General features: G+C 31.6%; 23 protein-coding genes. 7 read left to right on the forward strand and 16 right to left on the reverse strand.

Annotated elements, in window-relative coordinates; translation table 11 throughout:
• Window positions 1-12 precede the first annotated feature (12 nt).
• The 6 genes from gcvP (at window position 13) to N456_RS10085 (ending at window position 7,985) form a co-directional block, all read left to right on the forward strand.
• Window positions 13-2,901 carry an aminomethyl-transferring glycine dehydrogenase gene (gene gcvP / locus N456_RS10060; protein ID WP_062056490.1) on the forward strand — a complete coding sequence of 963 codons (2,889 nt, stop codon included), beginning with the start codon at window positions 13-15 and terminating at the stop codon, window positions 2,899-2,901.
• Window positions 2,902-2,917: 16 nt separating this feature from the next.
• Window positions 2,918-4,012 (forward strand): glycine cleavage system aminomethyltransferase GcvT, encoded by a 1,095-nt coding sequence (gcvT, locus tag N456_RS10065; protein ID WP_062056491.1) that lies wholly within the window; start codon window positions 2,918-2,920, stop codon window positions 4,010-4,012.
• A gap of 4 nt (window positions 4,013-4,016) precedes the next feature.
• Window positions 4,017-4,403 carry a glycine cleavage system protein GcvH gene (gene gcvH, locus N456_RS10070; RefSeq protein WP_062056493.1) on the forward strand — a complete coding sequence of 129 codons (387 nt, stop codon included), beginning with the start codon at window positions 4,017-4,019 and terminating at the stop codon, window positions 4,401-4,403.
• 169 nt (window positions 4,404-4,572) lie between these two features.
• Window positions 4,573-4,773: a dodecin family protein gene (locus tag N456_RS10075; protein WP_062056495.1), complete on the forward strand. Its 201-nt coding sequence runs from the start codon at window positions 4,573-4,575 to the stop codon at window positions 4,771-4,773.
• 150 nt (window positions 4,774-4,923) lie between these two features.
• Complete coding sequence (locus N456_RS10080) at window positions 4,924-6,957, forward strand: thioredoxin domain-containing protein (protein WP_062056497.1); 2,034 nt, start codon at window positions 4,924-4,926, stop codon at window positions 6,955-6,957.
• A 320-nt stretch (window positions 6,958-7,277) separates the two neighbouring features.
• A complete protein-coding gene (locus N456_RS10085; RefSeq protein ID WP_062056499.1) occupies window positions 7,278-7,985 on the forward strand; it encodes a hypothetical protein in 708 nt (235 codons plus the stop codon).
• Here the strand turns inward: N456_RS10085 and tsaB are convergent.
• From tsaB to cyoE, 15 genes are all read right to left on the reverse strand, one after another.
• The gene (tsaB, locus tag N456_RS10090; RefSeq protein ID WP_062056501.1) at window positions 7,939-8,601 is read right to left on the reverse strand and encodes a tRNA (adenosine(37)-N6)-threonylcarbamoyltransferase complex dimerization subunit type 1 TsaB; all 663 of its coding nucleotides are present in this window, start codon (window positions 8,599-8,601) and stop codon (window positions 7,939-7,941) included. The genes N456_RS10085 and tsaB overlap by 47 nt on opposite strands.
• A 202-nt stretch (window positions 8,602-8,803) precedes the next feature.
• A complete protein-coding gene (locus tag N456_RS10095; protein WP_062056504.1) occupies window positions 8,804-10,072 on the reverse strand; it encodes an efflux RND transporter periplasmic adaptor subunit in 1,269 nt (422 codons plus the stop codon).
• Between the two features lie 84 nt (window positions 10,073-10,156).
• Window positions 10,157-11,608 (reverse strand): TolC family protein, encoded by a 1,452-nt coding sequence (locus N456_RS10100; protein WP_062057455.1) that lies wholly within the window; start codon window positions 11,606-11,608, stop codon window positions 10,157-10,159.
• A 118-nt stretch (window positions 11,609-11,726) separates the two neighbouring features.
• On the reverse strand, window positions 11,727-12,839 hold the full coding sequence (locus N456_RS10105) for an efflux RND transporter periplasmic adaptor subunit (RefSeq protein ID WP_062056506.1): 1,113 nt from the start codon (window positions 12,837-12,839) through the stop codon (window positions 11,727-11,729).
• 65 nt (window positions 12,840-12,904) lie between these two features.
• The gene (locus tag N456_RS10110) at window positions 12,905-14,167 is read right to left on the reverse strand and encodes an ABC transporter permease (protein WP_062056508.1); all 1,263 of its coding nucleotides are present in this window, start codon (window positions 14,165-14,167) and stop codon (window positions 12,905-12,907) included.
• A 1-nt stretch (window position 14,168) separates the two neighbouring features.
• Window positions 14,169-15,416: an ABC transporter permease gene (locus tag N456_RS10115; RefSeq protein WP_062056510.1), complete on the reverse strand. Its 1,248-nt coding sequence runs from the start codon at window positions 15,414-15,416 to the stop codon at window positions 14,169-14,171.
• Window positions 15,409-16,113 (reverse strand): ABC transporter ATP-binding protein, encoded by a 705-nt coding sequence (locus N456_RS10120; RefSeq protein WP_062056512.1) that lies wholly within the window; start codon window positions 16,111-16,113, stop codon window positions 15,409-15,411. Before N456_RS10120 ends, N456_RS10115 begins: the two co-directional genes overlap by 8 nt.
• A 209-nt stretch (window positions 16,114-16,322) precedes the next feature.
• Window positions 16,323-16,547 (reverse strand): hypothetical protein, encoded by a 225-nt coding sequence (locus N456_RS10125; protein WP_062056514.1) that lies wholly within the window; start codon window positions 16,545-16,547, stop codon window positions 16,323-16,325.
• Window positions 16,548-16,589: 42 nt separating this feature from the next.
• Window positions 16,590-17,135 (reverse strand): DUF420 domain-containing protein, encoded by a 546-nt coding sequence (locus N456_RS10130; RefSeq protein ID WP_062056516.1) that lies wholly within the window; start codon window positions 17,133-17,135, stop codon window positions 16,590-16,592.
• Window positions 17,125-17,862: an SCO family protein gene (locus N456_RS10135; RefSeq protein ID WP_062056518.1), complete on the reverse strand. Its 738-nt coding sequence runs from the start codon at window positions 17,860-17,862 to the stop codon at window positions 17,125-17,127. Before N456_RS10135 ends, N456_RS10130 begins: the two co-directional genes overlap by 11 nt.
• A 36-nt stretch (window positions 17,863-17,898) precedes the next feature.
• Window positions 17,899-18,552 carry a hypothetical protein gene (locus N456_RS10140; protein ID WP_062056520.1) on the reverse strand — a complete coding sequence of 218 codons (654 nt, stop codon included), beginning with the start codon at window positions 18,550-18,552 and terminating at the stop codon, window positions 17,899-17,901.
• Window positions 18,553-18,716: 164 nt separating this feature from the next.
• Window positions 18,717-19,076: a cytochrome C oxidase subunit IV family protein gene (locus tag N456_RS10145; RefSeq protein WP_062056522.1), complete on the reverse strand. Its 360-nt coding sequence runs from the start codon at window positions 19,074-19,076 to the stop codon at window positions 18,717-18,719.
• A 21-nt stretch (window positions 19,077-19,097) separates the two neighbouring features.
• Window positions 19,098-20,189, reverse strand: coding sequence for a cytochrome c oxidase subunit 3 (locus tag N456_RS10150; protein ID WP_062056524.1), 1,092 nt, complete (start codon window positions 20,187-20,189; stop codon window positions 19,098-19,100).
• A gap of 139 nt (window positions 20,190-20,328) precedes the next feature.
• Window positions 20,329-20,910 carry a cytochrome c oxidase subunit 3 gene (locus N456_RS10155; RefSeq protein WP_062056526.1) on the reverse strand — a complete coding sequence of 194 codons (582 nt, stop codon included), beginning with the start codon at window positions 20,908-20,910 and terminating at the stop codon, window positions 20,329-20,331.
• Window positions 20,901-21,803, reverse strand: a complete 903-nt coding sequence (cyoE, locus tag N456_RS10160; RefSeq protein WP_062057458.1) for a heme o synthase — start codon at window positions 21,801-21,803, stop codon at window positions 20,901-20,903. Before cyoE ends, N456_RS10155 begins: the two co-directional genes overlap by 10 nt.
• Window positions 21,804-22,039: 236 nt before the next feature.
• On the opposite strand from cyoE, the gene N456_RS10165 reads away from it, so the two are divergent.
• The gene (locus tag N456_RS10165) at window positions 22,040-22,921 is read left to right on the forward strand and encodes an MBL fold metallo-hydrolase (protein ID WP_062056528.1); all 882 of its coding nucleotides are present in this window, start codon (window positions 22,040-22,042) and stop codon (window positions 22,919-22,921) included.
• A gap of 51 nt (window positions 22,922-22,972) precedes the next feature.
• Here N456_RS10165 and N456_RS10170 read toward each other — a convergent pair whose 3' ends face one another.
• A complete protein-coding gene (locus tag N456_RS10170) occupies window positions 22,973-23,716 on the reverse strand; it encodes an energy transducer TonB (RefSeq protein ID WP_062056530.1) in 744 nt (247 codons plus the stop codon).
• Window positions 23,717-23,752: the final 36 nt, after the last annotated feature.

Consider the following 23,752-nt stretch of genomic DNA (forward strand, 5'->3'; position numbering starts at 1 on the left):
GATAGTACTATTATGAAAGATTTAAGCACCCTTAAACAAGAATTTCTACCAAGACATATAGGTCCTAGCAAAAAGGAAATTGATCAAATGCTAACCGTGATTGGCGTTTCATCATTATCTCAATTAATTGATCAGACCATTCCACAAGATATTCGTTCTACAAAACCTTTATCTTTACCCGCTGCGCAAACAGAATTGGAGTTTATAACTGACTTCAAATCTATGGTAAAAAACAACAAAACATTTCGTTCTTTTATAGGAATGGGATATCATGACTGTATTGTACCTCCCGTTATACAGAGAAATATTTTGGAGAACCCTGCTTGGTATACCGCATACACACCATATCAGGCAGAGATAGCACAAGGTCGGTTAGAAGCCCTGATCAATTTCCAGACAATGATCACAGATCTTACTGGGATGGAACTTGCTAATGCTTCTCTTTTGGATGAAGCTACTGCTGCAGCCGAAGCGATGTCTCTTTTATATCGTGTAAAAAGCAGAGCAAAAAAACAAGCTAACACATTTTTTATAGATAAAAATACATTTCCTCATACTATAGAGCTTATCATAGGTCGTGCAGAACCTATTGGCATTAACGTGATAATTGGAGATATTACCACACTTGATATTTCAGATCCTAATCTTTTTGGACTTCTTATTCAATATCCTGATAGTGATGGAGCGATTACAGACCCCACTCCCTATATCACCGAAGCACAAAAGCATGAAGTAAAAATTGCAGTAGCATCAGATCTAATGGCTTTAACACATCTTACTTCTCCGGGTGAAATGGGAGTTGATGTAGTAATCGGCACATCACAAAGATTTGGAGTACCTCTAGGGTATGGAGGACCACACGCTGCCTATTTTGCTACAAAAGAAGCTTACAAACGTCATATTCCTGGAAGAATTATAGGAACTACTCAAGATAGCAATGGTCAACCTGCTTATCGAATGGCTTTACAAACCAGAGAGCAACATATTAAACGAGAAAAAGCAACATCAAACATCTGTACTGCACAAGTTTTACTTGCTGTAATGGCAGGAATGTATGCCGTTTATCACGGAAAAGATGGCTTGTATAAAATTGCAAATCGAATTCACTTATGTGCTTCTAAACTTAATCAGGAGCTAGAAAAACTTGGGTATACACAAACCAACAAACATTTTTTTGACACTTTAAAGATTGAAGTAAACAATAATGAAAGTATTAAAAAAATAGCACTGGCTAAAGAAATTAATTTTAGATATTTTGATGATAATCATATAGGAATATCATTACATGAAAAAACTACAATTGCAGATCTAGAAGACATTATAGAAACCTTTGCTACTGCAAAAAATCAAACAGTAAAAATAACAGATTGGAGAATTGATGATTATGCTATTCCTTCTTCTTTACAAAGAAAATCTTCGTATTTAGAACATCCAGTATTTAATTCTTATCAGGCAGAGCATGAAATGCTTAGATATCTAAAAAGATTAGAGAACAAAGATCTTTCATTAGTACATTCTATGATTGCATTAGGATCATGTACTATGAAACTAAATGCAACTACAGAGATGATACCATTATCTTGGGGAGAATTGGCAAACATTCACCCTTTTGTACCAACTGATCAGGCAAAAGGATATCATCAAATGTTTGAACGCCTAGCCTCATGGCTTGCAGAAATCACTGGTTTATATACTACTTCATTACAACCCAATAGTGGAGCTCAAGGAGAACTTGCCGGTTTAATGGTTATAAAAGCATATTATGCAGACAACAACCAAACCCATAGGAACATAACTCTCATCCCTTCCTCTGCACATGGCACTAATCCAGCAAGTGCTATAATGGCTGGACAAAAAGTGATCATCGTTGCCTGTAGAGAAAATGGAGATATTGACATTAATGATTTACGCAATAAAGCAGAAGAGCATAAAGACAACCTTATGGCATTAATGGTCACTTACCCTTCTACTCATGGTGTTTTTGAAGAAAACATAAAAGAAGCTTGTGAAATTATCCATACAAATGGAGGAAAAGTCTATCTAGACGGAGCAAATCTCAATGCACAAGTAGGGTTAACAAGTCCTGGAGTGATTGGAGCAGATGTATGCCATCTCAATCTTCACAAAACCTTTTGCATCCCACATGGTGGTGGCGGACCAGGAATGGGTCCAATTGCAGTAAGTAAAGAACTTGCTCCGTTTATACCGGGTAACGCTGTGGTAAAAAATGCAGGAGGAGAAAAAGCTATCGCAGCTATCTCTGCAGCACCTTGGGGTAGTGCAAGTATTCTTTCTATTTCCTATGCATATATTGCATTAATGGGAGGCGAAGGATTAACCTCTGCGACAGAAATGGCAATTCTAAATGCTAACTACATAAAAGAAAAACTTGTTGATCATTATCCTATCCTATTTACCGGAGAAAACGGACGCAATGCCCATGAGCTTATAATCGATTGTAGAGCATTTAAAGAAGAAGACATTACGGTAACTGATATTGCTAAAAGACTTATGGATTATGGGTTTCATGCACCAACTGTATCATTTCCTGTTGCAGGAACGATTATGATAGAACCTACAGAGAGTGAAACCATCAAAGAATTAAATCGTTTTATTGACGCTATGATTAGTATAAGAAATGAAATAAAAGAAATAGCAAACGGAACTGCCTCTAGAGAGCAAAACGTCCTGAAAAATGCTCCTCATACGATGGAGTTTATCGCTCAGGATAATTGGGATATGCCGTACTCCCGAACCAAAGCTGCTTTTCCCCTACCTCATATAAAAAGCAATAAATTCTGGCCTAGTGTAGGTCGTGTAGATGATGCCCATGGAGACAGAAATTTAATGTGTAGTTGTCTACCCGTTTCGGCATTTGAAGAAGATACAAAGAATACATAAATAACTATAAACTAATATGGAAACAGAACTAATAAGCATAGCTCTCCAAGCTAAGCATCAAAAATTGGGAGCAAAAATGGTCCCATTTGCAGGATATTTAATGCCACTTCAATACACCTCTGTAGTACAGGAGCATAAAACTGTAAGAGAAGGTGTTGGTATATTTGATGTATCACATATGGGTGAATTTATCCTTAGAGGACCTAAAGCGTTAGATTTAATTCAGAAAATAAGTAGTAATGACGCCACTAAATTAAATATTGGGAGTGCTCAGTATTCTTGTATGCCTAATGATAAAGATGGTGTTGTAGATGATCTTATTATCTATAAACTAGGTGATGAAGAATATCTTTTGGTCGTTAATGCCTCTAATATTGACAAGGACTGGAACTGGATAAAAAGTCATAATACAGACAATGTAGAAATGATTGATCGTTCTAATGAAATATCACTTTTTGCCGTACAAGGACCACTTGCAAGCCAAGTAGTACAAAAACTCACAAAAGTAACACTTGCTGATATCCCATATTACACTTTTGTTATGGGTGAAATAGCAGGAATACAAGATGTAATTATTTCTGCTACAGGATATACAGGCGCAGGAGGTTTTGAGCTTTATGTTCCTAATTCTGGAGCAGAACAACTTTGGGATGCAATTATTGAAGCAGGTCATGAAGAAAATATCCAACCTATAGGACTTGGAGCAAGAGATACCTTGAGATTAGAAATGGGGTTTTGTTTATATGGAAATGATATTGATGATACTACTTCACCACTAGAAGCAGGTCTAGGGTGGATCACAAAATTCACCAAACCCTTTATTAATTCTGAAGCATTACAACAACAAAAAGAAAAAGGAATTACTCGCAAGTTAGTTGGTTTTGAAATGCTAGAAAGAGGAATCCCTAGAACAGGGTATTTAATATATAACGAAAATAACGAGCTAATCGGAAAAGTAACTTCAGGTAGTCAATCTCCCATATTAGAAAAAGGAATAGGGCTTGGGTATGTAACTATCCCTCACACCAAGATTGATAGCTCTATTTTTATCGAAATCCGAAATAAACGTATTAAAGCAATAGTAAAAAAAGTACCATTTATAAAAAAATAATATTATGAATATCCCAGAAAAATTAAAGTACAGCAAAGATCATGAATGGATCAGAATAGAAAACAATACTGCCTATATTGGTATTACCGATTTTGCACAAGGTGAATTGGGAGATATTGTTTATGTAGAATTAGAGTCTCTAGACGAAGAACTTAGTGAAGGAGAGGTAATGGGCTCTATTGAAGCAGTGAAGACCGTTTCTGACATTTTTATGCCATTATCAGGTACAGTTATCGAAATTAATGAAGAGTTAGAATCTAATCCAGAAACTGTAAATTCTGATCCTTATAATGACGGCTGGTTAGCCAAAATAAAAATTTCTAATCTAGATGAAATCGATGCTTTATTAGATTCAAATGGATATAAAAAATTGATTGGAGTAGAATCCTAAAAATCTCATATTAAAATAGCAAGTCATTTTAACTCCCTAGCTTTTTAACGAAAAACCATTAATTATATCGAATACATTACCAAAATAGCCCTGTATTTTTAAAAAAAATAAAAAAGGATCTTGTATCTTAGAGATTCTTATTACTAATTTTAATTAAAAAATTCACAAAATGGCAATTATCAAAGTTATTGAAGTACTAGCTAATTCTGAAAAAAGCTGGGAAGATGCTACTAAAAATGCAGTAAAACAAGCTAGTAAATCGGTAAAAAACATTAAATCAGCATATATCGTTGATCAAAGTGTAGTCGTTAAAGATGATGAAGTAGCAGAATTCAGAGTTAATCTAAAGATCTCTTTTGAAGTAAAGTAATACTTTTATTTCTTTTTTATAAAAAGCATCTTGAACAATTCAAGATGCTTTTTATATTTTTAAACATTCATAAAATCTCTTAAAGTGAAATATTGGTTTCTACTCATATTAACAATCACGATTTCTTGTACAAGTCAAAATCAACCATCAATGGAACACCCATACACAAATGACCTAATTCACGAAACTAGCCCATATTTGTTACAACATGCTCACAATCCAGTAGATTGGAATCCTTGGGGAGAACTAGCATTAAAGCAAGCTAAAGAAGAAAACAAACTCATTATCATTAGTATAGGGTATGCTGCTTGTCACTGGTGTCATGTTATGGAGCATGAAAGTTTTGAAGATCCCAAGGTTGCAGAAATTATGAATGCTAATTATATAAATATTAAAGTAGACAGAGAAGAACGCCCAGATATCGATCAAGTATATATGAGTGCTATACAATTGATGACTGGTAGTGGAGGTTGGCCTCTTAATATAATTGCATTACCTGATGGAAGACCTGTTTGGGGAGGTACATATTTTCCTAAAGGAAACTGGATAGATGCATTAAAACAGATTACTAATTTATATCAAAAACAACCTGAAAAATTAATTGAATACGCCACAAAACTAGAACAAGGAATTAAAGCTATAGATCTTATCGAAGTAAACACTGAAGCAATTAATTTTGACCCTAGTTTTATTACATCTTCTGTAAAAGAATGGAGTTCGGATTTTGATCATCAAAAAGGAGGCACAAAACGAGTTCCAAAATTTATGATGCCTAACAACTATCAATTTCTTCTTAGATATGGATATCAAACAAAAGATAAAGCGCTATTAGAATATGTAAAAAATACATTAAAAAAAATATCTTATGGTGGTGTATATGATCATATCGGAGGTGGATTTTCGAGATATTCTACTGATGGAAAATGGCATGTCCCACATTTTGAAAAAATGCTATATGATAATGCACAATTAGTAAGCCTGTATTCAGATGCATTTTTAATTACCAAAGATCCTTGGTTTAAAGATGTTGTTTATGAAACTTTAGATTTTGTATCCAAAGAGCTTACGAATACAGAAGGAGCTTTCTACTCATCTTTAGATGCAGATAGTAAAACAACTGATGGTAAATTAGAAGAAGGTGCTTTTTATGTATGGACCAAAGAAGAATTAAAAAAAATTTTAGAAGATGATTACAATCTCTTTGCTAGCTATTATAATATAAATTCATATGGGCACTGGGAGAAAGAGAATTATGTTTTAATTAGAAATGAAAGTAATCAACAGTTTTGTAAAAAAAATAATATTAGCAATACGACCTTAACTCAAAAAGTATCGCAATGGAAAAAAACACTATTTAATGAACGCGAAAAACGTTTCAAACCAAGACTAGATGACAAAACCTTAACTTCCTGGAATGCATTAATGCTAAAAGGGTATCTAGATGCATATAGCGTATTTGGAGAAAAAGATTTTTTGAATGTTGCTATAAAGAATGCCACCTTCATTAAAAACAATCAATTAAAAAAAGACACTTCACTATTTCATAATTATAAAAATGGCAAAAGTAGTATTAATGGATATTTAGAAGATTATGCTATAGTTATTGAAGCTTTTATTACTTTATATCAAAATACATTTGATCAGGAATGGTTAGACTTATCAAAACAGCTTGCCGACTATACCATATCTCATTTTTTTGATGAGAATAAAAATACATTCTATTTTACTTCGGATGAAGATCCTGATCTTATAACACGTACAATAGAGTATACTGATAATGTGATTCCTGCATCTAATTCAATTATGGCTAAAAACCTATTTCTATTATCCCACTATTTCAATAATCGTAATTATAAGAGTATAAGTGAAAACATGCTACATAATATTAAGCCTCAAATAAAGGACTATGCATCAGGATACTCAAATTGGTTAGATCTTATGCTAAATTTTTCTTTTGACTTTTATGAACTTGCTATTATTGGTAAGGATGCAAAAGTTAAGTTACATGAATTAAATTCAATTTATATACCAAATAAACTAATTGCTGGTGATATTTTAAGCTCTGAAAGTGTATTATTGAAAGACCGATTCGTAGAAGATAAAACGTTACTATATGTTTGTATAAATAATTCTTGTAAGTATCCTGTAGAAAACATAGAGGACGTTACTAAAATGCTAAATTAGTATTAAAAAAAACACCTCTAGTATAATAGATTTACTTAGTTAATTTTATTAAAAAATAATTAAAAAACTGTATTTAGAAGATTAAAATAACCTCATAAACTACTCATTAACAAATGATAAGTAGTATAAATCCTACGTAAATCTACAGATAAATCATAGAAAAAGTATGTGAATTATCTGTTAAAAATAACATTTAGCATATAATAATTCAATAGTATTTGCCTTATTTAGATTAATTCGTAAAAATTTAATAAAAAAACAACATTAATTGCAAATAACGTGTTATTTCTTTAAATTTATAACACCTAAATTAGAGAATCATGAAAAAAATACTACTACTTATATGCTTAGTTGCATCATCCACATTATTTGCTCAATTACCAAGAGATTTACTTACTCCAATACCCAAAACATATCTTTATGAAGATTATAATGGAAGTATTTATTTAAATAACCGTTATAAAGAAGCTAGTGTTATTGATGAAAGATCAGGGACTTTTGATGCCAAATTAAAATATAATATACATAGTGATGCTTTAGAATATAATTCTGGATCAGAACTATATGAGGTTAATAAAAATCCAACGGTACATGTTAGAATCGATGGCAATTATTTTTATTACTGTGATTTCGAAAATCAAAGAGGAAGTTCTAGAACTGGATATTATATATTGGTAGAACTAAACGACAGATACCGTATATATAAAAAAGTAACCCTTAAAATCAAGGAACCACAAAAGAGTGTTGCTCAAATAGGTCCACCACCAGAGCCAGGATCAATAAAAGCTATCACTACTTACTATCTTGAAGAATCAGGAGTAATAATGGAATTACCAATGAACAAAAAAGAAATGCTTGCTGCATTTAGTGATAAAGAAAATGAACTAAAAGAATACTTAAAAAAAGAAAAAATCCGTTTTAAAAAAGAAGAAGATTTAATTAGATTAGTAGCTCGATATAATGCCTTAAAAAGTTCTGATTCTAGCCCGTCACGAAGTCTTTTAAGTAATAGGGGACAAAATAACTAACATCTTCAAAATCATTTTCTAAAAATTTAGGATAACTTAACATTGCCATCTCATTTGCAGATGGCAATTTGTTTTGTATAAAAGCTGCATTGGCACTTTTGCAGATTTTTGCAAATTTTTCTACACCATTACCAATAAAGTATACTTTTTTTTCGAGTAAATATTGTTCAAAAGAAGTTTCAGTAAGAATTTCTGCCTTAGTTTCTCGTACTTCTTCATGAACTCCAGAAAAGACTTTAGAATAGACTTCCATTCTTCGGGCATCAAGCATAGATATAATATAACTATCTTTATCTTTAGGTATTTGTAATGCTAATGAATCTAACGTGGGTATAGACAGTAATGGAATATCTAAAGCATAGCACAATCCTTTTGCTGCGGACACACCAATTCTCAATCCGGTATATGATCCTGGTCCTTTACTAACAGCAACAGCAGAAAGATCTTTTAAACTTATCCCAGCTCTTCTTACAACCTTATCTATAAAATTATGTAAGCGTTCTGCATGAGAATACGTACTATCATAATCTTCTTCTAATTCGATTACTTGATTACAATTAGTTAAGGCTACAGAACAATTTGTTGTTGAAGTTTCTATGCAAAGAATATAAGACATCTATTAAAAAAATTTGAGCAAAGATAACTTAATTACATAAATTATTTCATCTTCTTATGCCTATCACTTTTTCTAATCAAAATGAAATTCATTTGTGAAAATTTCAAAAGATTAATTTCTTAAATGGTTCTCTTTTTTAAAATTTTAATTGAGCCTTAAAGATTAAGCATCTATATCTATAACTTTGAATTATCCTAAATAATTAATCAACATTATCTTTTTGAATAATTACTTTATCCCCTGATTTAAGAATTTTGGTAACCACATTATAAGGTCCTGTTATCACCTCATCTCCTTCTTTTAAGCCTGTGATGACTTCAATATTACTATCATCCTGAATTCCTGTTTTTATAACTCTCAATTTTGCTTTTTCTCCACTCTTTATAAATACACATTCGAACTTCTTATCTATATCTGAGCCTTTTTTTTCTTTAGAAGTAGTTTTTATATCAGAAGTATCATTTTTAATAACTATAGCGCTTATCGGAACTCCTATAACACTATTTCGTTTATCTGTAATAATATCCACAGTTGCTGTCATTCCTGGACGAAATGGTGAGTAGTTTTCTGGTTTCCCTTCTATTAAATCACTATAGGATTCTTTTAATATACTAACTTTAACTTTAAAATTAGTTACCTGATCTGCACTTACAGTATTCTCTGCAGAATTAGCTATTTCTGTAACTATTCCTTTAAATTGTTTTTTTAGATACGCATCTACTTCTACAATAGTAGAATCTGCTATCGAAATTTTAACAATATCATTTTCATTTACATCTACTTCTACCTCCATATTATTAAGATTAGCAACACGTATTATTTCTGTTCCTGCCATCTGTTGAGTTCCTACTACACGTTCTCCTAACTCTACAGATAGTTTAGAAATTGTACCAGTCATAGGAGCATAAATTGAGGTTCTATTTAAATTATCTTTAGCTTCATTAACACTTGCCTGAGCACTTCTTACATTATAGTAAGCTGATTGCTTTGCTGCTTTTAATCTTTCATATGTAGCAACTGATTTATCCCACTCTGCTTTAGAGATCACTCCTTTTTCAAACAACCCTTTACTACGATCATAAGTCAACTTTGCTTCTTTTAAATTTGCTTCTGACTGACGTAATCCTGCTCGGACATTTTCTAATGCTGCCTGCGACCTATTTAATCCAGATTGAATGATATCTGGGTTGATCCGAACCAAAAGATCCCCTTTTTGGACTTGTTGTCCTTCTTTAACAGGCAAGTCGATAATCTCACCAGATACTTCTGAGGAAAGTTTAACTTCTACTTCGGGTTGTATTTTACCTGTTGCAGAAACAGTTTCTTTAATGTCTATTGTTTCAATCCTATTAATCGAAACTTCTTTATAGTTTCCATTCTCACCAAACCAACCTGCTTTTTTACCATATATAAGCACAATTATCAAAATGACAACTATACTTAAACTGAAAACTATCTTTTTCTTACTCATTACTAACTTCTTATATCATTAATTTTGTTGTATAAGAAACAACCTTTTCTATCTAGCTATATACAAAAAATACATACTTTAATATTATAATTTTATATCTGCTACTTTTATTCCAAAATAAAGCTCTAATACTTTCAGTTTAAATATATAATCAAACTTATTTTGTACTTCTTTACTCTGTGCGTTTTCTAATTTAAATTTTGATTGATTAAAATCAAATGCATTTGTTAATCCTACATCATAACGATCTTTTGCATATTCATAGGCTCGTTCTTGGGCTTTTACTGACACTTGTGCTGCTTCATATGCTTCTGCCGCTCCTTTAGCATCTAAATATGCTTGATAGACATTACTTTCTAAATCCAAAGCTGCTTTTTCTAATTGATACTCTCTACGCTTTACATCAATCTTACTTCTTTTAACTGTATTTCTTGTTGAAAATCCATTAAATATAGGAACGTTTAATTGCAACCCATAACTGATTCCATCATTCAGAGATAATTGATCAAAAAACGAACTAGGTTTTCCTTTTACAGGAATAAAATTAGGTGATTGACTAATTACATTCTGTCCAGTCTCTTCTACAACACCTACACGATTAATTGATACTGGATTACTTTCATTTATAATTTGGTTAATTGTCGGAAGTCCTGATTCTCTGGTGTTATAACCAAAAGAACCTGTTAATAATGGGTAATATGCACTTCTAGCAATCTGAAGGTCTTTCTCTGCAATAAGCTTATTTTGTTCTGCAATTTGCACTTCATATCTTGATTCTCTAGCTCTAGCAATTACCTGATCTATAGGTTTATTTAACAATTCAGATCCTGGAACCAAATATTCTTGTTCGGCAACATCAAAGGTTTCATAATCTTTAATTAATAATGTCTGTGCCAGTCTAACCAAAGTAATCTTTACTGCATTTTCTGCATTCACGATTCTAGTTAATTCATCTGCAGAAGTGGCTTCAATCTCCAAAAGATCTCCCTGCGGTAAAACACCTGCGTCTACTAATTCTTTAGTTCTCTTTAACTGTTCTATAGTGATTTCGTGCTGCTTTTCGACAACCTTTAACGATTCTTTATTTAATAATATTTGCAAATAACTATTAGCTACAAGTAAAGCAATGTCATCTTTAGATTTACCAAGACTATATTGATTTAATAGTGCCGTTAATTTAGCTCTTTGATAACTTCTTACATTTTTTAATCCATTAAACAGTGTAACCACCATGTTTATTGAATAATTAGAACTCCGAAATGTTTGTGTACTATTAGCATTAGTAATAGGGTCTGTAACAAGACCAGAATTCCAAAAATTAGATATAGATCCATTTATTGTAGGTAAAAATCTCCCTATTGCATCACTTTTATCAATCTCCGATGATTCTACATCAAGAAGCGACTGTTGGATTGCAATACTATTTTCTAAAGCATATTCTACACACTCTCGCAATGTCCATTTTTTTTCTTGCGCCTGAGCAGAATTTAATATCCCCAGAAATACAATCAATATCATTAAGGTTTTTATTCTCATAAGTTTTAAATTTAAAGTGCCCCTTTGTAACGAGAACTTACCTAAATCTTTTAATACTAATTTCATACTATGTATAGGTATATTTTTGATTGATGTTGTTACAAATTATTTAAAAAAATTAATTACTTGGCTCTGGTTTCTTTATTTGATTCCAAACTTTTATATTGTCTTCTGTAGTAATCCCGCTTTTTACCTCTACATTAATTCCATCACTAACTCCTAGTACGACATCTCTATTTTCGAACTTCTGATCTCCTATTTCTATTTCTACAAATGGTTTTTTTGTTTCGTCATTATATTGGATCAATGCTTCTTTAACAGCCATAACATCATCAACTTTATCTAAAATAATAGATGCATTAGCACTTAATCCTGCTCTAATAAAAGTAGAGTCTTTTTTATTTAAAGTCCCTTTAATTTCGAATTGAATAGCTCCATTTTTTTCTTTTCCTTTTGGCGCAATATAATCAAGAACTGCATCAAATTTTTTATTTTCTATTGCTCCTACGGTAATTTCTAAAGGCAAATTTTCTTTAATTTTCCCTACTTCACTTTCATCAACTTTTCCTTCAAAAATCATTTTTCCTACATCTGCTACACTTGCAATTGTAGTTCCTTCATTAAAATCATTAGATTGTATTACTTGGTTTCCTTCTTTTACAGGGATTTCTAAAACCATTCCTGTTACTGTAGAACGAATAAGTGTATTTGCTACACTTCCTAATCCTCTTGCTGTTCCTGTTTTAATAATTTGATAGTTCTGCTGTGCTGATTCATATGACTGTTTTGCTTGCTTATATACTACATCAATTTTATCAAATTCATTAGCAGAAATTACACCTTTATCAAAAAGCTCTTTTTGTCTTTTATATATTTTCTGTTGATTATTCAATGCAATTTTTGTATTCTCTACTGAATTTTGTGCATTTTGCAAAGAAGATACATTTGGTACTACCCTAATCTTAGCAATAAGATCTCCTGATTTAACATGCTCTCCAGCTTCAATATAAATTTCTTCAATAATTCCTGAAATATTAGGTTTAATAAAAACCTCTTCTTTTGGCACTATACTTCCGGTAGCTACAGCTTTTCTGATTATTGTTTCTATTGTTGCTTGTTCAGTTTCATATGTAACTGGGGATTCTTGATTTTTTTGATATAAATAATACAATGAACCTCCAAATACAACTGCGATAAGAAGTAAAATAATAATAGTTACAGTTTTTTTCATTTTAGTGTATGTTGATTAATAACTATCCACAATATCAAGGATAGAAAAAAGTATGATTGATTTAGTTATTCTGTTCGTAAAGCGTCTATAGGTTTGGTTTTTATTGCTATCTGAGCTGGTATTAACCCTGCTAATAATCCACTTGTAATTAATATCAAGAATGCTATGAATATTACCATAAGGTCTACACTCGGGTCTGCAAACATTGTTTCTTCTCCATCTGGAGTTCCTTCCAAAATTTTATTTATTAAGAAGATGATTCCTGTAGAAACGGCTATCCCTACCATACCAGAAACAATTGTTAAAAAAATAGATTCTAATAACACTTGTCCTCTTACCGCCCAAGGAGAGGCTCCTAATGCTCTTCGGATACCTATTTCTTTGGTTCGCTCTTTCACTACAATAAGCATTATATTGCTAATACCGATGATTCCTGAAAGTAATATCAGTGTCCCCACAAAATAAGCTACGCCTTTAAGAGCTATGAATAATCCACTTATTTTACTAAACTCAGCATATAAATCAAAATTACCTACAGCACGATCATCATCCGGATGTATCATATGGTTTGTCTTTACAACATCTATGATATCTTTTTTTAGATTAGTAATCGGTTGATTATCCTGAGCAGTAATTGCCATCCACCCTACACGATCTCCATAATTAAAAGCTTGAGAAAAAGAAGTGAATGGAACATAAATTTCTTTTTGGACTTCACCATCTCCATTATTAGATTTTTTTGTGTAGGTCCCGATAACAAGAAAGCTTACTCCTTGTATCTTTATATAATCACCAATTGGGTTCTCTCCTTCCTCAAATAATTCTTTTTTTACTTTTTCTCCTATTACCGCTACTTTTCTTTTATCATCGATATCTCCATAATTAATAAACCGTCCCGAAGTAATCGTAATGGGATTTTGCCTAATTATCTCTGGATAGTCTCCATATACACTAAATGCTCCTGTTTTTAATCCTCTAACAACATTATTAGCCTCATTAAATCCTCCTAATTGATTTCGGGGAGATACATAAAGTAATCCAGGTATTTGATCTTTTATTGCAGGTACATCTTTGATTTTAAAATTATACCTTCTACCTTTAGGCAATCCTTTATATGGTTTAGAAGCTGTCTGAGTCCACATAAACATAGTATTGGTAGCAATATTTCCAAATCCTAGTTTTACTCCATTTTCTAATCCTTTTCCTGCTGCCAAAAGGATTACCAATATAAATATACCCCAAAACACTCCAAAAGCAGTTAGCAACGTTCTAAACCAATTAGCGGTTAGTGCTTCAAGTATTTCATTCCATTGATCTCTGTTAAACATCTTATTCGTCTCTTAGTGCAACAATAGGTTTGATTTTTACAGCTCTCCAAGCAGGTACAAAGCCCGCTATAGCACCTGCAAAAATGAGTATAATAACAGTAGCTATAGCTACGTTAAAATCTACTGAAGGGTTTGCTATAAAATCTGTTTGTATCATCGGTCCTGCTAGTTCTAATAACACTAACCCCAAAACCAATCCTGTAAAACCTGCAATTGCAGTAACAAAAATTGCTTCATGTAGGATCATACCAATAATAGACATTGGTTGAGCTCCTAATGCTTTTCGAATACCAATTTCTTTGGTTCGCTCTTTTACAATAATAAGCATGATATTACTAACTCCTACTACTCCTGCAATAATTGTACATATTCCCACCCACCAAAAAAAGGCTTTGATCATAAAAATAAGGCTATAGAATTGTTTTGCTCCTTCTAGGGAATTATTTATTTCTATTGCTGCATTATCTTCGGGCGCTATAATATATTTTGTTTTTATATATGCTGTTGCTTTTTCAGCAAACTCTTCAGATTTACGTACTGCTGTTTTAAAATCTTCTTCAGGCTTTAAAGTATATGATAATCCACTAATTTTTTGACCTTTATTAAATACTTGTTGCGCTATCGGAGATGATATAAAGACTCGATCTTCTTCTCGCTCTCCTGCTCTGTCTGAAAATACCCCAACAACTTTAAAAGAGATATCATTTAATTTTATATATTCTCCTACAGGGTTTATTTTTTTCTTAAAAAGATCTTTTTTTATTTTATTACCTATAACAGCAACTTTTGACCGGACATCAATATCATTTTGATTAATAAATCGTCCTGAAACCATATCTTGATTTTCTATCATTTGAAAATCAGCAAATATACCTTCAACTCCATAGCTACCAGATTCTTCTCCATAAGTAACAACAACTCCCCTTTGACGAGCTCTAGAAGATTTATATTCTAGATATTTCTCGTTCTTTTTATTTATAAAGTCATAATCTTCATTACTTAATTCTATTTCTCTTCCTGGATTTAAGCCTTTATACTCCACAGAAGTTACTCCTGTATATAACCAAATACTATTAGAAGCATCACTTTCAAATTCTTTAGAGATACCGTTTTGCATTCCTTGTCCTACTCCTAATAATAAAACAAGAATAAATATTCCTGAAGCTACAGAAATACCTGTAAGAAAAGTACGGAGTTTATTTTTACTAATAGTCTCAAATATTTCTTGCCAACGTTCTATATTAAACATTTGCTAGTGCTTTTATTTGATTTACAACAATAGTATCGTCAATGATTACTCCATCCTTTAGGTTCACTATTCGTTTGGTCATATCAGCAATATCTGGTTCATGAGTAACAATAAGAATAGTTTTTCCTTCATCATTAATTCCTTGTATTAGATCCATAACTTCATACGAGGTTTTTGTATCTAATGCTCCTGTAGGTTCATCAGCTAATAACACTTTTGGCTCTGAAGCTAAAGCTCTGGCAATAGCCACTCTTTGCTTTTGACCTCCGGACAATTCATTAGGAAGGTGTGTTGCCCAATCTGCTAATCCTACTTTCGAAAGATAGTGCATTGCTTTTTCAAGCCTTTCTTTACGTTTAACACCTTGATAATATAATGGCATTGCAACATTATCAACAGCATTTTTATAGGTAATCAAATTAAATGATTGAAAAATAAATCCTAGAAACTTATTACGGTATTGAGCTGCTATTTTCTCATTTAAATTTTTGATTGGAATTCCATCGAGAAAATAACTTCCGCTATCTGCCTCATCGAGCATTCCTAAAATATTTAATAATGTAGATTTCCCTGACCCTGAGGATCCCATAATAGATACTAACTCTCCTTCTTGAACATTAAAATCTATTCCTTTGAGCACATGAAGTGAGTTACTCCCTGTTTGGTAAGATTTATGCAAGTCTTTTATTTCAATCATAATACTGGATTAAGATTTGTAAGACACATTATTATGCCTCTATAAAATTCAGGCTCACTAATACTATTTTAGTATACTTTCTTTTTTCTAGAATGGATACTTAATAGGCATCTAGCATAGTCCTTCCCATAAGACCTATATTCTGTATTATTGTTACACCCTTTATTGTTATGAAAATGTTAAAAAAAACTGTTCTAAAACTATAATCTTCAAGAAGTTTTTGTCTTTTTTTTATTTCGATAAACAAAATATCCTACAACACCGATCAATACATACGGAATAATCATTAGGTATATTATTCCATTGTTAATTCCTTTTGCTGTCTTCTGTCCTTCCTCACTTTCTAAGACAGCTCTACACATAGCGCATTGTGCTTCCATTGGAATGGTAAACAACAAAAAAAGAACTGCTATATAAAAAAATTTTATTTGCATGAGCGAACTTAATATGCTAAATATATTGTCATTATTATTCGTTTAAATATAATATGGTGATATCATAAAATACACTACAACACCAGTAACTGCTACATAGAGCCAAATAGGGAATGTAATCCTTGCTATTTTCTTATGTCTATCAAATACTTGTGCTAATGCTCTTACATAGGTAACTAAAACAAAAGGAATTACTACAACTGATAAAACTATATGGGTAATTAAAATAAAATAATATATATATCGTATCACTCCTTCTCCACCAAATTTAGTAGAATCACTAGTCATATGATACGCTATATACATAAGTAAAAATAGTACTGAGCATAGAATTGCTATTTTCATTAGTTTCTCATGCAATACTACTTTTTTATTTTTTATTGCCCATACAGCAATCATCAAAATCACCGCAGTTATGCCATTAATAGTTGCATATATTGGAGGCAAAAAGGTAAGAGGTTGAACATCGAATCCTAACTTTCTTAAATTGACACCAAATAATAGTGCTACAGCAAGAGGAATAATAATTGACAATATTATAATCCACTTATTATATTTTCTTTCTACTTCTGATCGATTATTGTTCATTTTTATTTAATAGTTTCTTTATATCTTCTAATAAAATAGTTATCTGTTCTTCTTCTCCGTTTTCATCAATTTTTTCTTCTACCCCAATTGTTCCTCTATAATATATAATAGGGTTCCCTGAGGCATCATATCTAGAACGGATATAACCATCTTGGTCAATTAACGCAAAATATCCATTATGCTCGAATCCTCCAGGAACATTTGGGTTTTCTGCCGCATAAATACTAAATCCTGTATTTGCTAGTGTGTAGATATCTTCTCTATCACCTGTTAAAAAATGCCAATCAGAATTTGTAACATTATACTTCTCTGCATAATTCTTAAGCCTACGCGGGGTATCAAATTTAGGATTGATTGTAAAAGAAGCTATCCCAAAGTCTTCATAGTCTTTTAATTTATTTTGTAAATACACCAAATTCTTAGTCATCTTAGGGCAAATAGTAGGGCAACTAGTAAAGAAAAATTCTACTATATAAATTTTACCTTTATAATCATGATTAGTAATCTGCAAACTATCTTGATCTAGGAATGAAAACTCAGGAACCTTTTTAGGAGTACCATTAAGTTTTATATAACTCAATTTTTCATTAGCTATAGGGTTATCTGCACTCATTCTGTCGTTTTTAACAACTGAGGTATCCTTAATTCTATTTACAATTCTTGGAATAAAAATTATACCAAAAGCTAATATGATAAATGATATACCAACGTACGAGTATTTTTTCATGTGTTTATTCTATTATTTTAATAGTGTTGGTTTCTCTTATTTCTCTTTACGATCTGCTTTATATTTCTTTAATGCCAAACGGTATTCTGCTAAAATCACTTTTACATCATCATCCATTACATTTGATAAATCTGCAACAGAACTTGCATCGTATCCGTACACTACCGATTCATTTTCTTTTAAGCTACCATCTCTACCTCTTAAACTTCCGTTTTTATCAATAATATACACATAATGAGTAGCTAAATTATCATCTAGCTTATGAGGGGTTTTAAGGCTTTTAAACAATTTTTTTATATTTTCTGGTGTACTAAAAATAAATTTCCATCCAGATATGTCTGCTATATTATCTAGTTCATCCAAGAGCTCTTTAGCTGCATTTTCACTACCATAAGGAAGTGCCATTACAAACTGAAAATCTTGAAAACCATGATTTTTTTTATAAATCTTTTGATTTAAGTTAAAAGCATTCCCTTGTTTATTATAAATATCTTTCCCCAAAAAACCAAGTACTGTGATCTTATCAGTAAAATGAATCTCTTCTTTACTCAATGCTTCAAAATATGTAAGATCTCCTATTGAGTTATTAAGAATGGGAAGCTTAGCAAAGTTATGCACTCCTGAAGCAAAAAATAAATAAGCTACCAATGGTAATATAAATAATACTCCTAAAACCAGAATTTTTTTCATTTATTGAATATCTTAATTTCTCTTTCTAATAACTAGAAAGAACTTACTACATTTATCTCAAAAATCATATTAAACAATTATCCTAATTGCTAAATCACAAAAATAAAAAAGACGGTTTAAAAAACCGTCTTTTTACAATGCTTTTAACTACAATACATAAGGAATTAAAAGTCCCAGCTTTTATGCCCTGCTTTAAATACTTCATATATATAATCACCTTCTGTAAGTAGGATAAATATCAAATAACATATTAAGAAAATACCAGTCCATACTACTGATCTCCTTAATCCTTTAGTTTCACCCTCCATGTGCATGAATGACCATGTTATATAATATGCTTTGTAAATCGTTAGAATAATAAAAATCCAGTTTAGTAATTTCATACTAATTACTGTAGTCTCTACTAAAAATGCTGGTTTTATAATCCCTAGTATTACCTCTACTATCGTAACAACAGATAGTAGAATAAACACCTTCCATATTTTTGCTGTATTCGATCCGTGATGTGCTGTATCGTGTGCCATGTGTATAACTGCTATATTTTATTAAACAAGATAAAAGAATGTAAATACGAATACCCACACTAAATCTACAAAGTGCCAGTATAAACCAACTTTTTCTACCATCTCATAATTCTTTCTTTTTTCATAGGTCCCAAGAATCACATTAATAAAAATAATAATATTAATAATCACTCCAGAAAAAACGTGAAATCCATGAAATCCTGTAATAAAGAAAAAGAAATTCGCAAACAATGGTGCTCCATATTCATTATGTGTAAGGTTTGCTCCTTCTACTATCCCTATCGCTGTACCCATTCTTTTTAAAGAAAATTCTCTTTTATATATTGCTTTTTGTCCTTTATCATTAGGATTAACTAATTGTTTCTCTAAGCGAGCTGCTTCTGCTATTTTTCTAGGGTTTCCAGAAGCTTTTAGTTTTTCTATGTCAGGAACAAGTTCTTGTGTTCTTATAAGAACGTCTGAGTGTTTTGTAAAACCTGTTGCTATTTCAGAAATTGTATATGTAGGAAGTGTCTCTTCTTTTGTAAACCAAACACCGTTTTTCCTATCGTGCTGAACTCTATCCTTATGAGCATCAATCACTACAATATCTTTTAAACCTACTCTATGATACGCGACTGTACCGTCTCCCTCTGTAGTAGGGCTTACAAATTGTAATATATTACCACCTTGAGTTTCTACTGCTCCGTATTCTCCTTTTATAAAGTTTTTCCACTCCCATGCTTGTGAGCCTACAAAGATAGCCCCTCCAATTATGGTAAGGAACATATAGAAGATTACTTTTTTCTGTTTCATTTGATGACCTGCATCAACGGCTAACACCATTGTTACAGAGGAGAAAATTAATATAAAAGTCATCAAAGCTACATAATACATCGGAGCATCTACCCCATGTAAAAACGGAAAGTGATTAAAAACCTCATCAGCAATTGGCCAAGAATCAATAAACTTAAATCTTGAAAAACCATATGCAGCAAGAAAACCTGAGAATGTAAGTGCATCCGAAAGGATAAAAAACCACATCATCATCTTACCATAACTTACCTTGAGCGGTTGGTTTCCACCACCCCAGATTTTATCTTCAGTACCTGTTTTAGTAACAGCTGTTTCCATATAAAGAATTTGGTATTGTTAAATTTCCCACAAAAATAATCAATTTTATCATTTCATCTACTCAAATTTATTTTTTAATTATCACAAATGTTATTCTTAAAAACAATCTCTTTTATGGTGTTAAATCAATAATTATAAATCACTGCACAAAATATAAAAACAAAAAGAGATAAACCCATAGAAAATCAACAAAATGCCAGTACATAGCACCTAATTCTAAACCAAGAGTTTTACCTATTTTATATTTTTGTTTAAAATGATTATAAATTACAATTAGGAGCACTATAATCCCTCCTACTATGTGAGCTAAATGTGTTACCACTATTATAAACATAAATGTGCTAACAATATTAGATGTCGGTCCTGTAAAATGATAACCTTGCTTAATCATATCACTAAACCCTTCAAACTGTAAAAACACAAATATGCTTCCCAAAATGAGAGTAGAAAGTAACATTGCCGTAGCCAAGCTTCTATTATTTTTTTCAATTGCTTTTTTTACAAAATGAAATGTAATACTACTAGCTATAATTACTATTATACTATATATAAAAGCATTTGGAAAAACAAGGTCAGTTTCCCAATCTTTTCTACTCTTACTAACGACATAAGCACTTGTAAGTCCTGCAAAAACCATTGCCATACTAATCATAGCAAACCACATCATTGTTTTTTTAGACCTATCAATTTTTTCTTGTAATGTCCCTTGTGTTAAATCCATATTCTAATAAATTTATCTGCCACATAAATAATCTGTAACAATGTAATGTATAAGACACTCATCAGCATTAACTGTTTTGCTGTTTTAGCATCCCTTATCTTGTATAATCGTATCGCAGATCTAATCAAAACTAGCCCTAAACATAGGATTATAACTCCTGAGACTGGAGTAAGATAAAGTTTACCACTAACTCCAAATACTGGTACTAAAGAAGTAACCACAGTCCATATCGTATACACAACAACCTGAATTGCTGTACCTTGATCTCTTTTACCCGTAGGAAGCATAAAAAAACCTCCTTTTTTATAATCATCGTACAAAAACCACCCTATAGCCCAAAAATGAGGAAACTGCCAAAAAAATTGAACCATAAATAATGTTCCTGGCTCTATCCCAAAATTATTGGTGGCAGCTACCCATCCTAACATAAAAGGGATAGCCCCCGGAATAGCACCTACAAAAACAGATAATGGTGTTTTTGTTTTTAAAGGAGTATATAAGCTTACGTAAATAAATATTGAAATTGCTCCAAACATAGCTGTTTGAGGATTAATCGTGTATAAAACTGATATCCCTGCAATTGTAAAAAGTGTTGCTATTGCAAAAGCAGTATTTACTGACATTCTACCTGATGGGATTGGTCTATTCTTAGTTCGATCCATCAGTTTATCTAAATCTCTCTCTATAATTTGATTAAATGCATTTGAAGCACCTACCATAAAATAACCTCCTATAGCAAGAAGTACAAGGACACTCCATGAAATTGTTTCAACACCTAATAAATATCCTGCAACAGATGAAAAAACCACACTTAATGCTAAACGCATCTTTGTGATTTCTTTAAAATCCTGAATAATAGATGTTTTTACAGTATGTATTTGGGTCACGCTCAAATTTTGCACGTTTAATAAACAGCTTTTTTTAAAAGTGGTGCAAAGATATATCTTAAAAGCCTTTTAGACAACTTATAACTATTTATAATTCAACTTTTAACAACTCAAAACAATTTCCTGAAACAATTAAAATAAACTATTTTCAGAACATTTTGATAATCACCTCAATAGCAAAGCGTAATTTTTATTCTACAACAACGACTAAATAGTATAGAAAAATAGACGAATACGCAGTTATGAAGAAATTATTAATGGTTATCGGGATATTATCTATAGTACTTAATACTAATGCTCAAAAAAAAGAAATTAAGATTACTATAGAACAATTATCTCAAAATATCTACATGCTTACTGGACAAGGTGGTAATATTGGTGTTTTTAAAAATGAAAAAGGGATATTTATAATAGATAATCAGTTTGCTAGATTATCTGACAGAATTCTTAGCAAACTAAAAACAATAAGTGATAAAACTGTTACTATGGCTATTAACACACATTATCATGGAGATCATACTGGGGGAAATGAAAACATAGCCACTAAAGGTGCTACTATTTTTGCTCAAAAAAATGTAAGGTCCAGAATGGAGGGCATACAGAAAGAGAAAGGAAAAATAACTCCTTCATCATTACCCGTAATCACATTTAATGAAGGTCTTCAATTATATTTTAAAGATGAAAACATTAGCGCCTTCCATGTACATAACGCCCATACTGATGGAGATGCTATTATCTATTTTACCAAAGGAAATGTCCTACACATGGGAGATACATTTTTTAACAATCGTTATCCATATATAGATTTAAAATCAGGAGGAAGTATTAAAGGATATATAAAAGCAGTAGAAAAGGCATTACTTATTGCTAATGATGATACCAAAATTATTCCTGGTCATGGAAAACTAGCTTCTAAAAATGATCTTGATGAATTCTTAAAAATGCTAACAAAACTCACAAATGCTATTCAAAAAGAAATTAATTCTGGAAAATCCGAGAATGAAATTATCAAAAATACTGGATTAACAGCAGAATATGATGCAAAGGGATTTGGTAATGGTTTTATAAACCCTGAACGTATTCGAAAAACAATTTACACTAGCCTTACTAATTCAGAAAAATAAAAAAACTTGCTGATTTTAATTATATCAGCAAGTTTCCTCATTCAACATCGTTTAATTCTGTATTTTAAAAACAATCGGTAATTGATATTTTACGGTCACAGGATTACCTCTTTGTTTACCTGGTGTCATCTTTGGAAATAGATGTATAACTCTTTCGGCCTCTTTTTGCAGTTTAGGGTGCGCAGCTCTAACTTTAATATTTTTAATCATCCCATCAGTATCAACATCAAACTGAGTATATATTCGTTGTACTCCCGTCAACCCATACTGCTCTCCTAAACCAGTATTGAATTTTCTAGAGACTATCCTTCGGATTTTCTCAGAAAAACAAGTTGCCTTTTCTTTATTTGTTGACAGTTTTTCACACCCAGGAAACACAGGAACATCCTCTACTGCTAAAAAAGGAAGCGTTGTAGGTGTATCACTACCATCATCTGCATCTATAATAGTATTAACATCTATTGGATCTGATACTACTACAGTATTCTTAAACACCTTCTTTATATCCTTTACGACTACATCATCATTAATAATATCAAAATCCTGAGGATCTACTACCGGTTTAGTATACTTTGCAGCTACTTGTTTTGGTTTAGGCTCTTCAAAAATTTTATAAACCCCATCCCATTTTACAGGAGGTTCTTCTACAACAAACTGTGGATCTACAGAATAAGCAATCGGCTCTGAAGTATATACTTCGAACATTAAATAAGAAAATAAAAGACTTGCTATAAGTCCAATCTGAAAATTCACTAACGCACTTTTTCGTACATTAGCATCGTGCTTGTTACTCATAATATTTAGTTTTAACGTTACAATTAATCTAAATCA

Origin of the sequence: Aquimarina longa SW024 (genome assembly GCF_001401755.1) — a bacterium.
Classification (GTDB): Bacteria; Bacteroidota; Bacteroidia; order Flavobacteriales; family Flavobacteriaceae; genus Aquimarina; species Aquimarina longa.

What these genes read in the sequence shown, in the direction of transcription:
- gcvP (WP_062056490.1), top strand. Translation starts at nt 13, where the DNA reads ATGAAAGATTTAAGCACCCTTAAACAAGAATTTCTACCAAGACATATA.
- gcvT (WP_062056491.1), top strand. Translation starts at nt 2,918, where the DNA reads ATGGAAACAGAACTAATAAGCATAGCTCTCCAAGCTAAGCATCAAAAA.
- gcvH (WP_062056493.1), top strand. Translation starts at nt 4,017, where the DNA reads ATGAATATCCCAGAAAAATTAAAGTACAGCAAAGATCATGAATGGATC.
- N456_RS10075 (WP_062056495.1), top strand. Translation starts at nt 4,573, where the DNA reads ATGGCAATTATCAAAGTTATTGAAGTACTAGCTAATTCTGAAAAAAGC.
- N456_RS10080 (WP_062056497.1), top strand. Translation starts at nt 4,924, where the DNA reads ATGGAACACCCATACACAAATGACCTAATTCACGAAACTAGCCCATAT.
- N456_RS10085 (WP_062056499.1), top strand. Translation starts at nt 7,278, where the DNA reads ATGAAAAAAATACTACTACTTATATGCTTAGTTGCATCATCCACATTA.
- tsaB (WP_062056501.1), bottom strand. Translation starts at nt 8,601, where the DNA reads ATGTCTTATATTCTTTGCATAGAAACTTCAACAACAAATTGTTCTGTA.
- N456_RS10095 (WP_062056504.1), bottom strand. Translation starts at nt 10,072, where the DNA reads ATGAGTAAGAAAAAGATAGTTTTCAGTTTAAGTATAGTTGTCATTTTG.
- N456_RS10100 (WP_062057455.1), bottom strand. Translation starts at nt 11,608, where the DNA reads ATGAGAATAAAAACCTTAATGATATTGATTGTATTTCTGGGGATATTA.
- N456_RS10105 (WP_062056506.1), bottom strand. Translation starts at nt 12,839, where the DNA reads ATGAAAAAAACTGTAACTATTATTATTTTACTTCTTATCGCAGTTGTA.
- N456_RS10110 (WP_062056508.1), bottom strand. Translation starts at nt 14,167, where the DNA reads ATGTTTAACAGAGATCAATGGAATGAAATACTTGAAGCACTAACCGCT.
- N456_RS10115 (WP_062056510.1), bottom strand. Translation starts at nt 15,416, where the DNA reads ATGTTTAATATAGAACGTTGGCAAGAAATATTTGAGACTATTAGTAAA.
- N456_RS10120 (WP_062056512.1), bottom strand. Translation starts at nt 16,113, where the DNA reads ATGATTGAAATAAAAGACTTGCATAAATCTTACCAAACAGGGAGTAAC.
- N456_RS10125 (WP_062056514.1), bottom strand. Translation starts at nt 16,547, where the DNA reads ATGCAAATAAAATTTTTTTATATAGCAGTTCTTTTTTTGTTGTTTACC.
- N456_RS10130 (WP_062056516.1), bottom strand. Translation starts at nt 17,135, where the DNA reads ATGAACAATAATCGATCAGAAGTAGAAAGAAAATATAATAAGTGGATT.
- N456_RS10135 (WP_062056518.1), bottom strand. Translation starts at nt 17,862, where the DNA reads ATGAAAAAATACTCGTACGTTGGTATATCATTTATCATATTAGCTTTT.
- N456_RS10140 (WP_062056520.1), bottom strand. Translation starts at nt 18,552, where the DNA reads ATGAAAAAAATTCTGGTTTTAGGAGTATTATTTATATTACCATTGGTA.
- N456_RS10145 (WP_062056522.1), bottom strand. Translation starts at nt 19,076, where the DNA reads ATGGCACACGATACAGCACATCACGGATCGAATACAGCAAAAATATGG.
- N456_RS10150 (WP_062056524.1), bottom strand. Translation starts at nt 20,189, where the DNA reads ATGGAAACAGCTGTTACTAAAACAGGTACTGAAGATAAAATCTGGGGT.
- N456_RS10155 (WP_062056526.1), bottom strand. Translation starts at nt 20,910, where the DNA reads ATGGATTTAACACAAGGGACATTACAAGAAAAAATTGATAGGTCTAAA.
- N456_RS10165 (WP_062056528.1), top strand. Translation starts at nt 22,040, where the DNA reads ATGAAGAAATTATTAATGGTTATCGGGATATTATCTATAGTACTTAAT.
- N456_RS10170 (WP_062056530.1), bottom strand. Translation starts at nt 23,716, where the DNA reads ATGAGTAACAAGCACGATGCTAATGTACGAAAAAGTGCGTTAGTGAAT.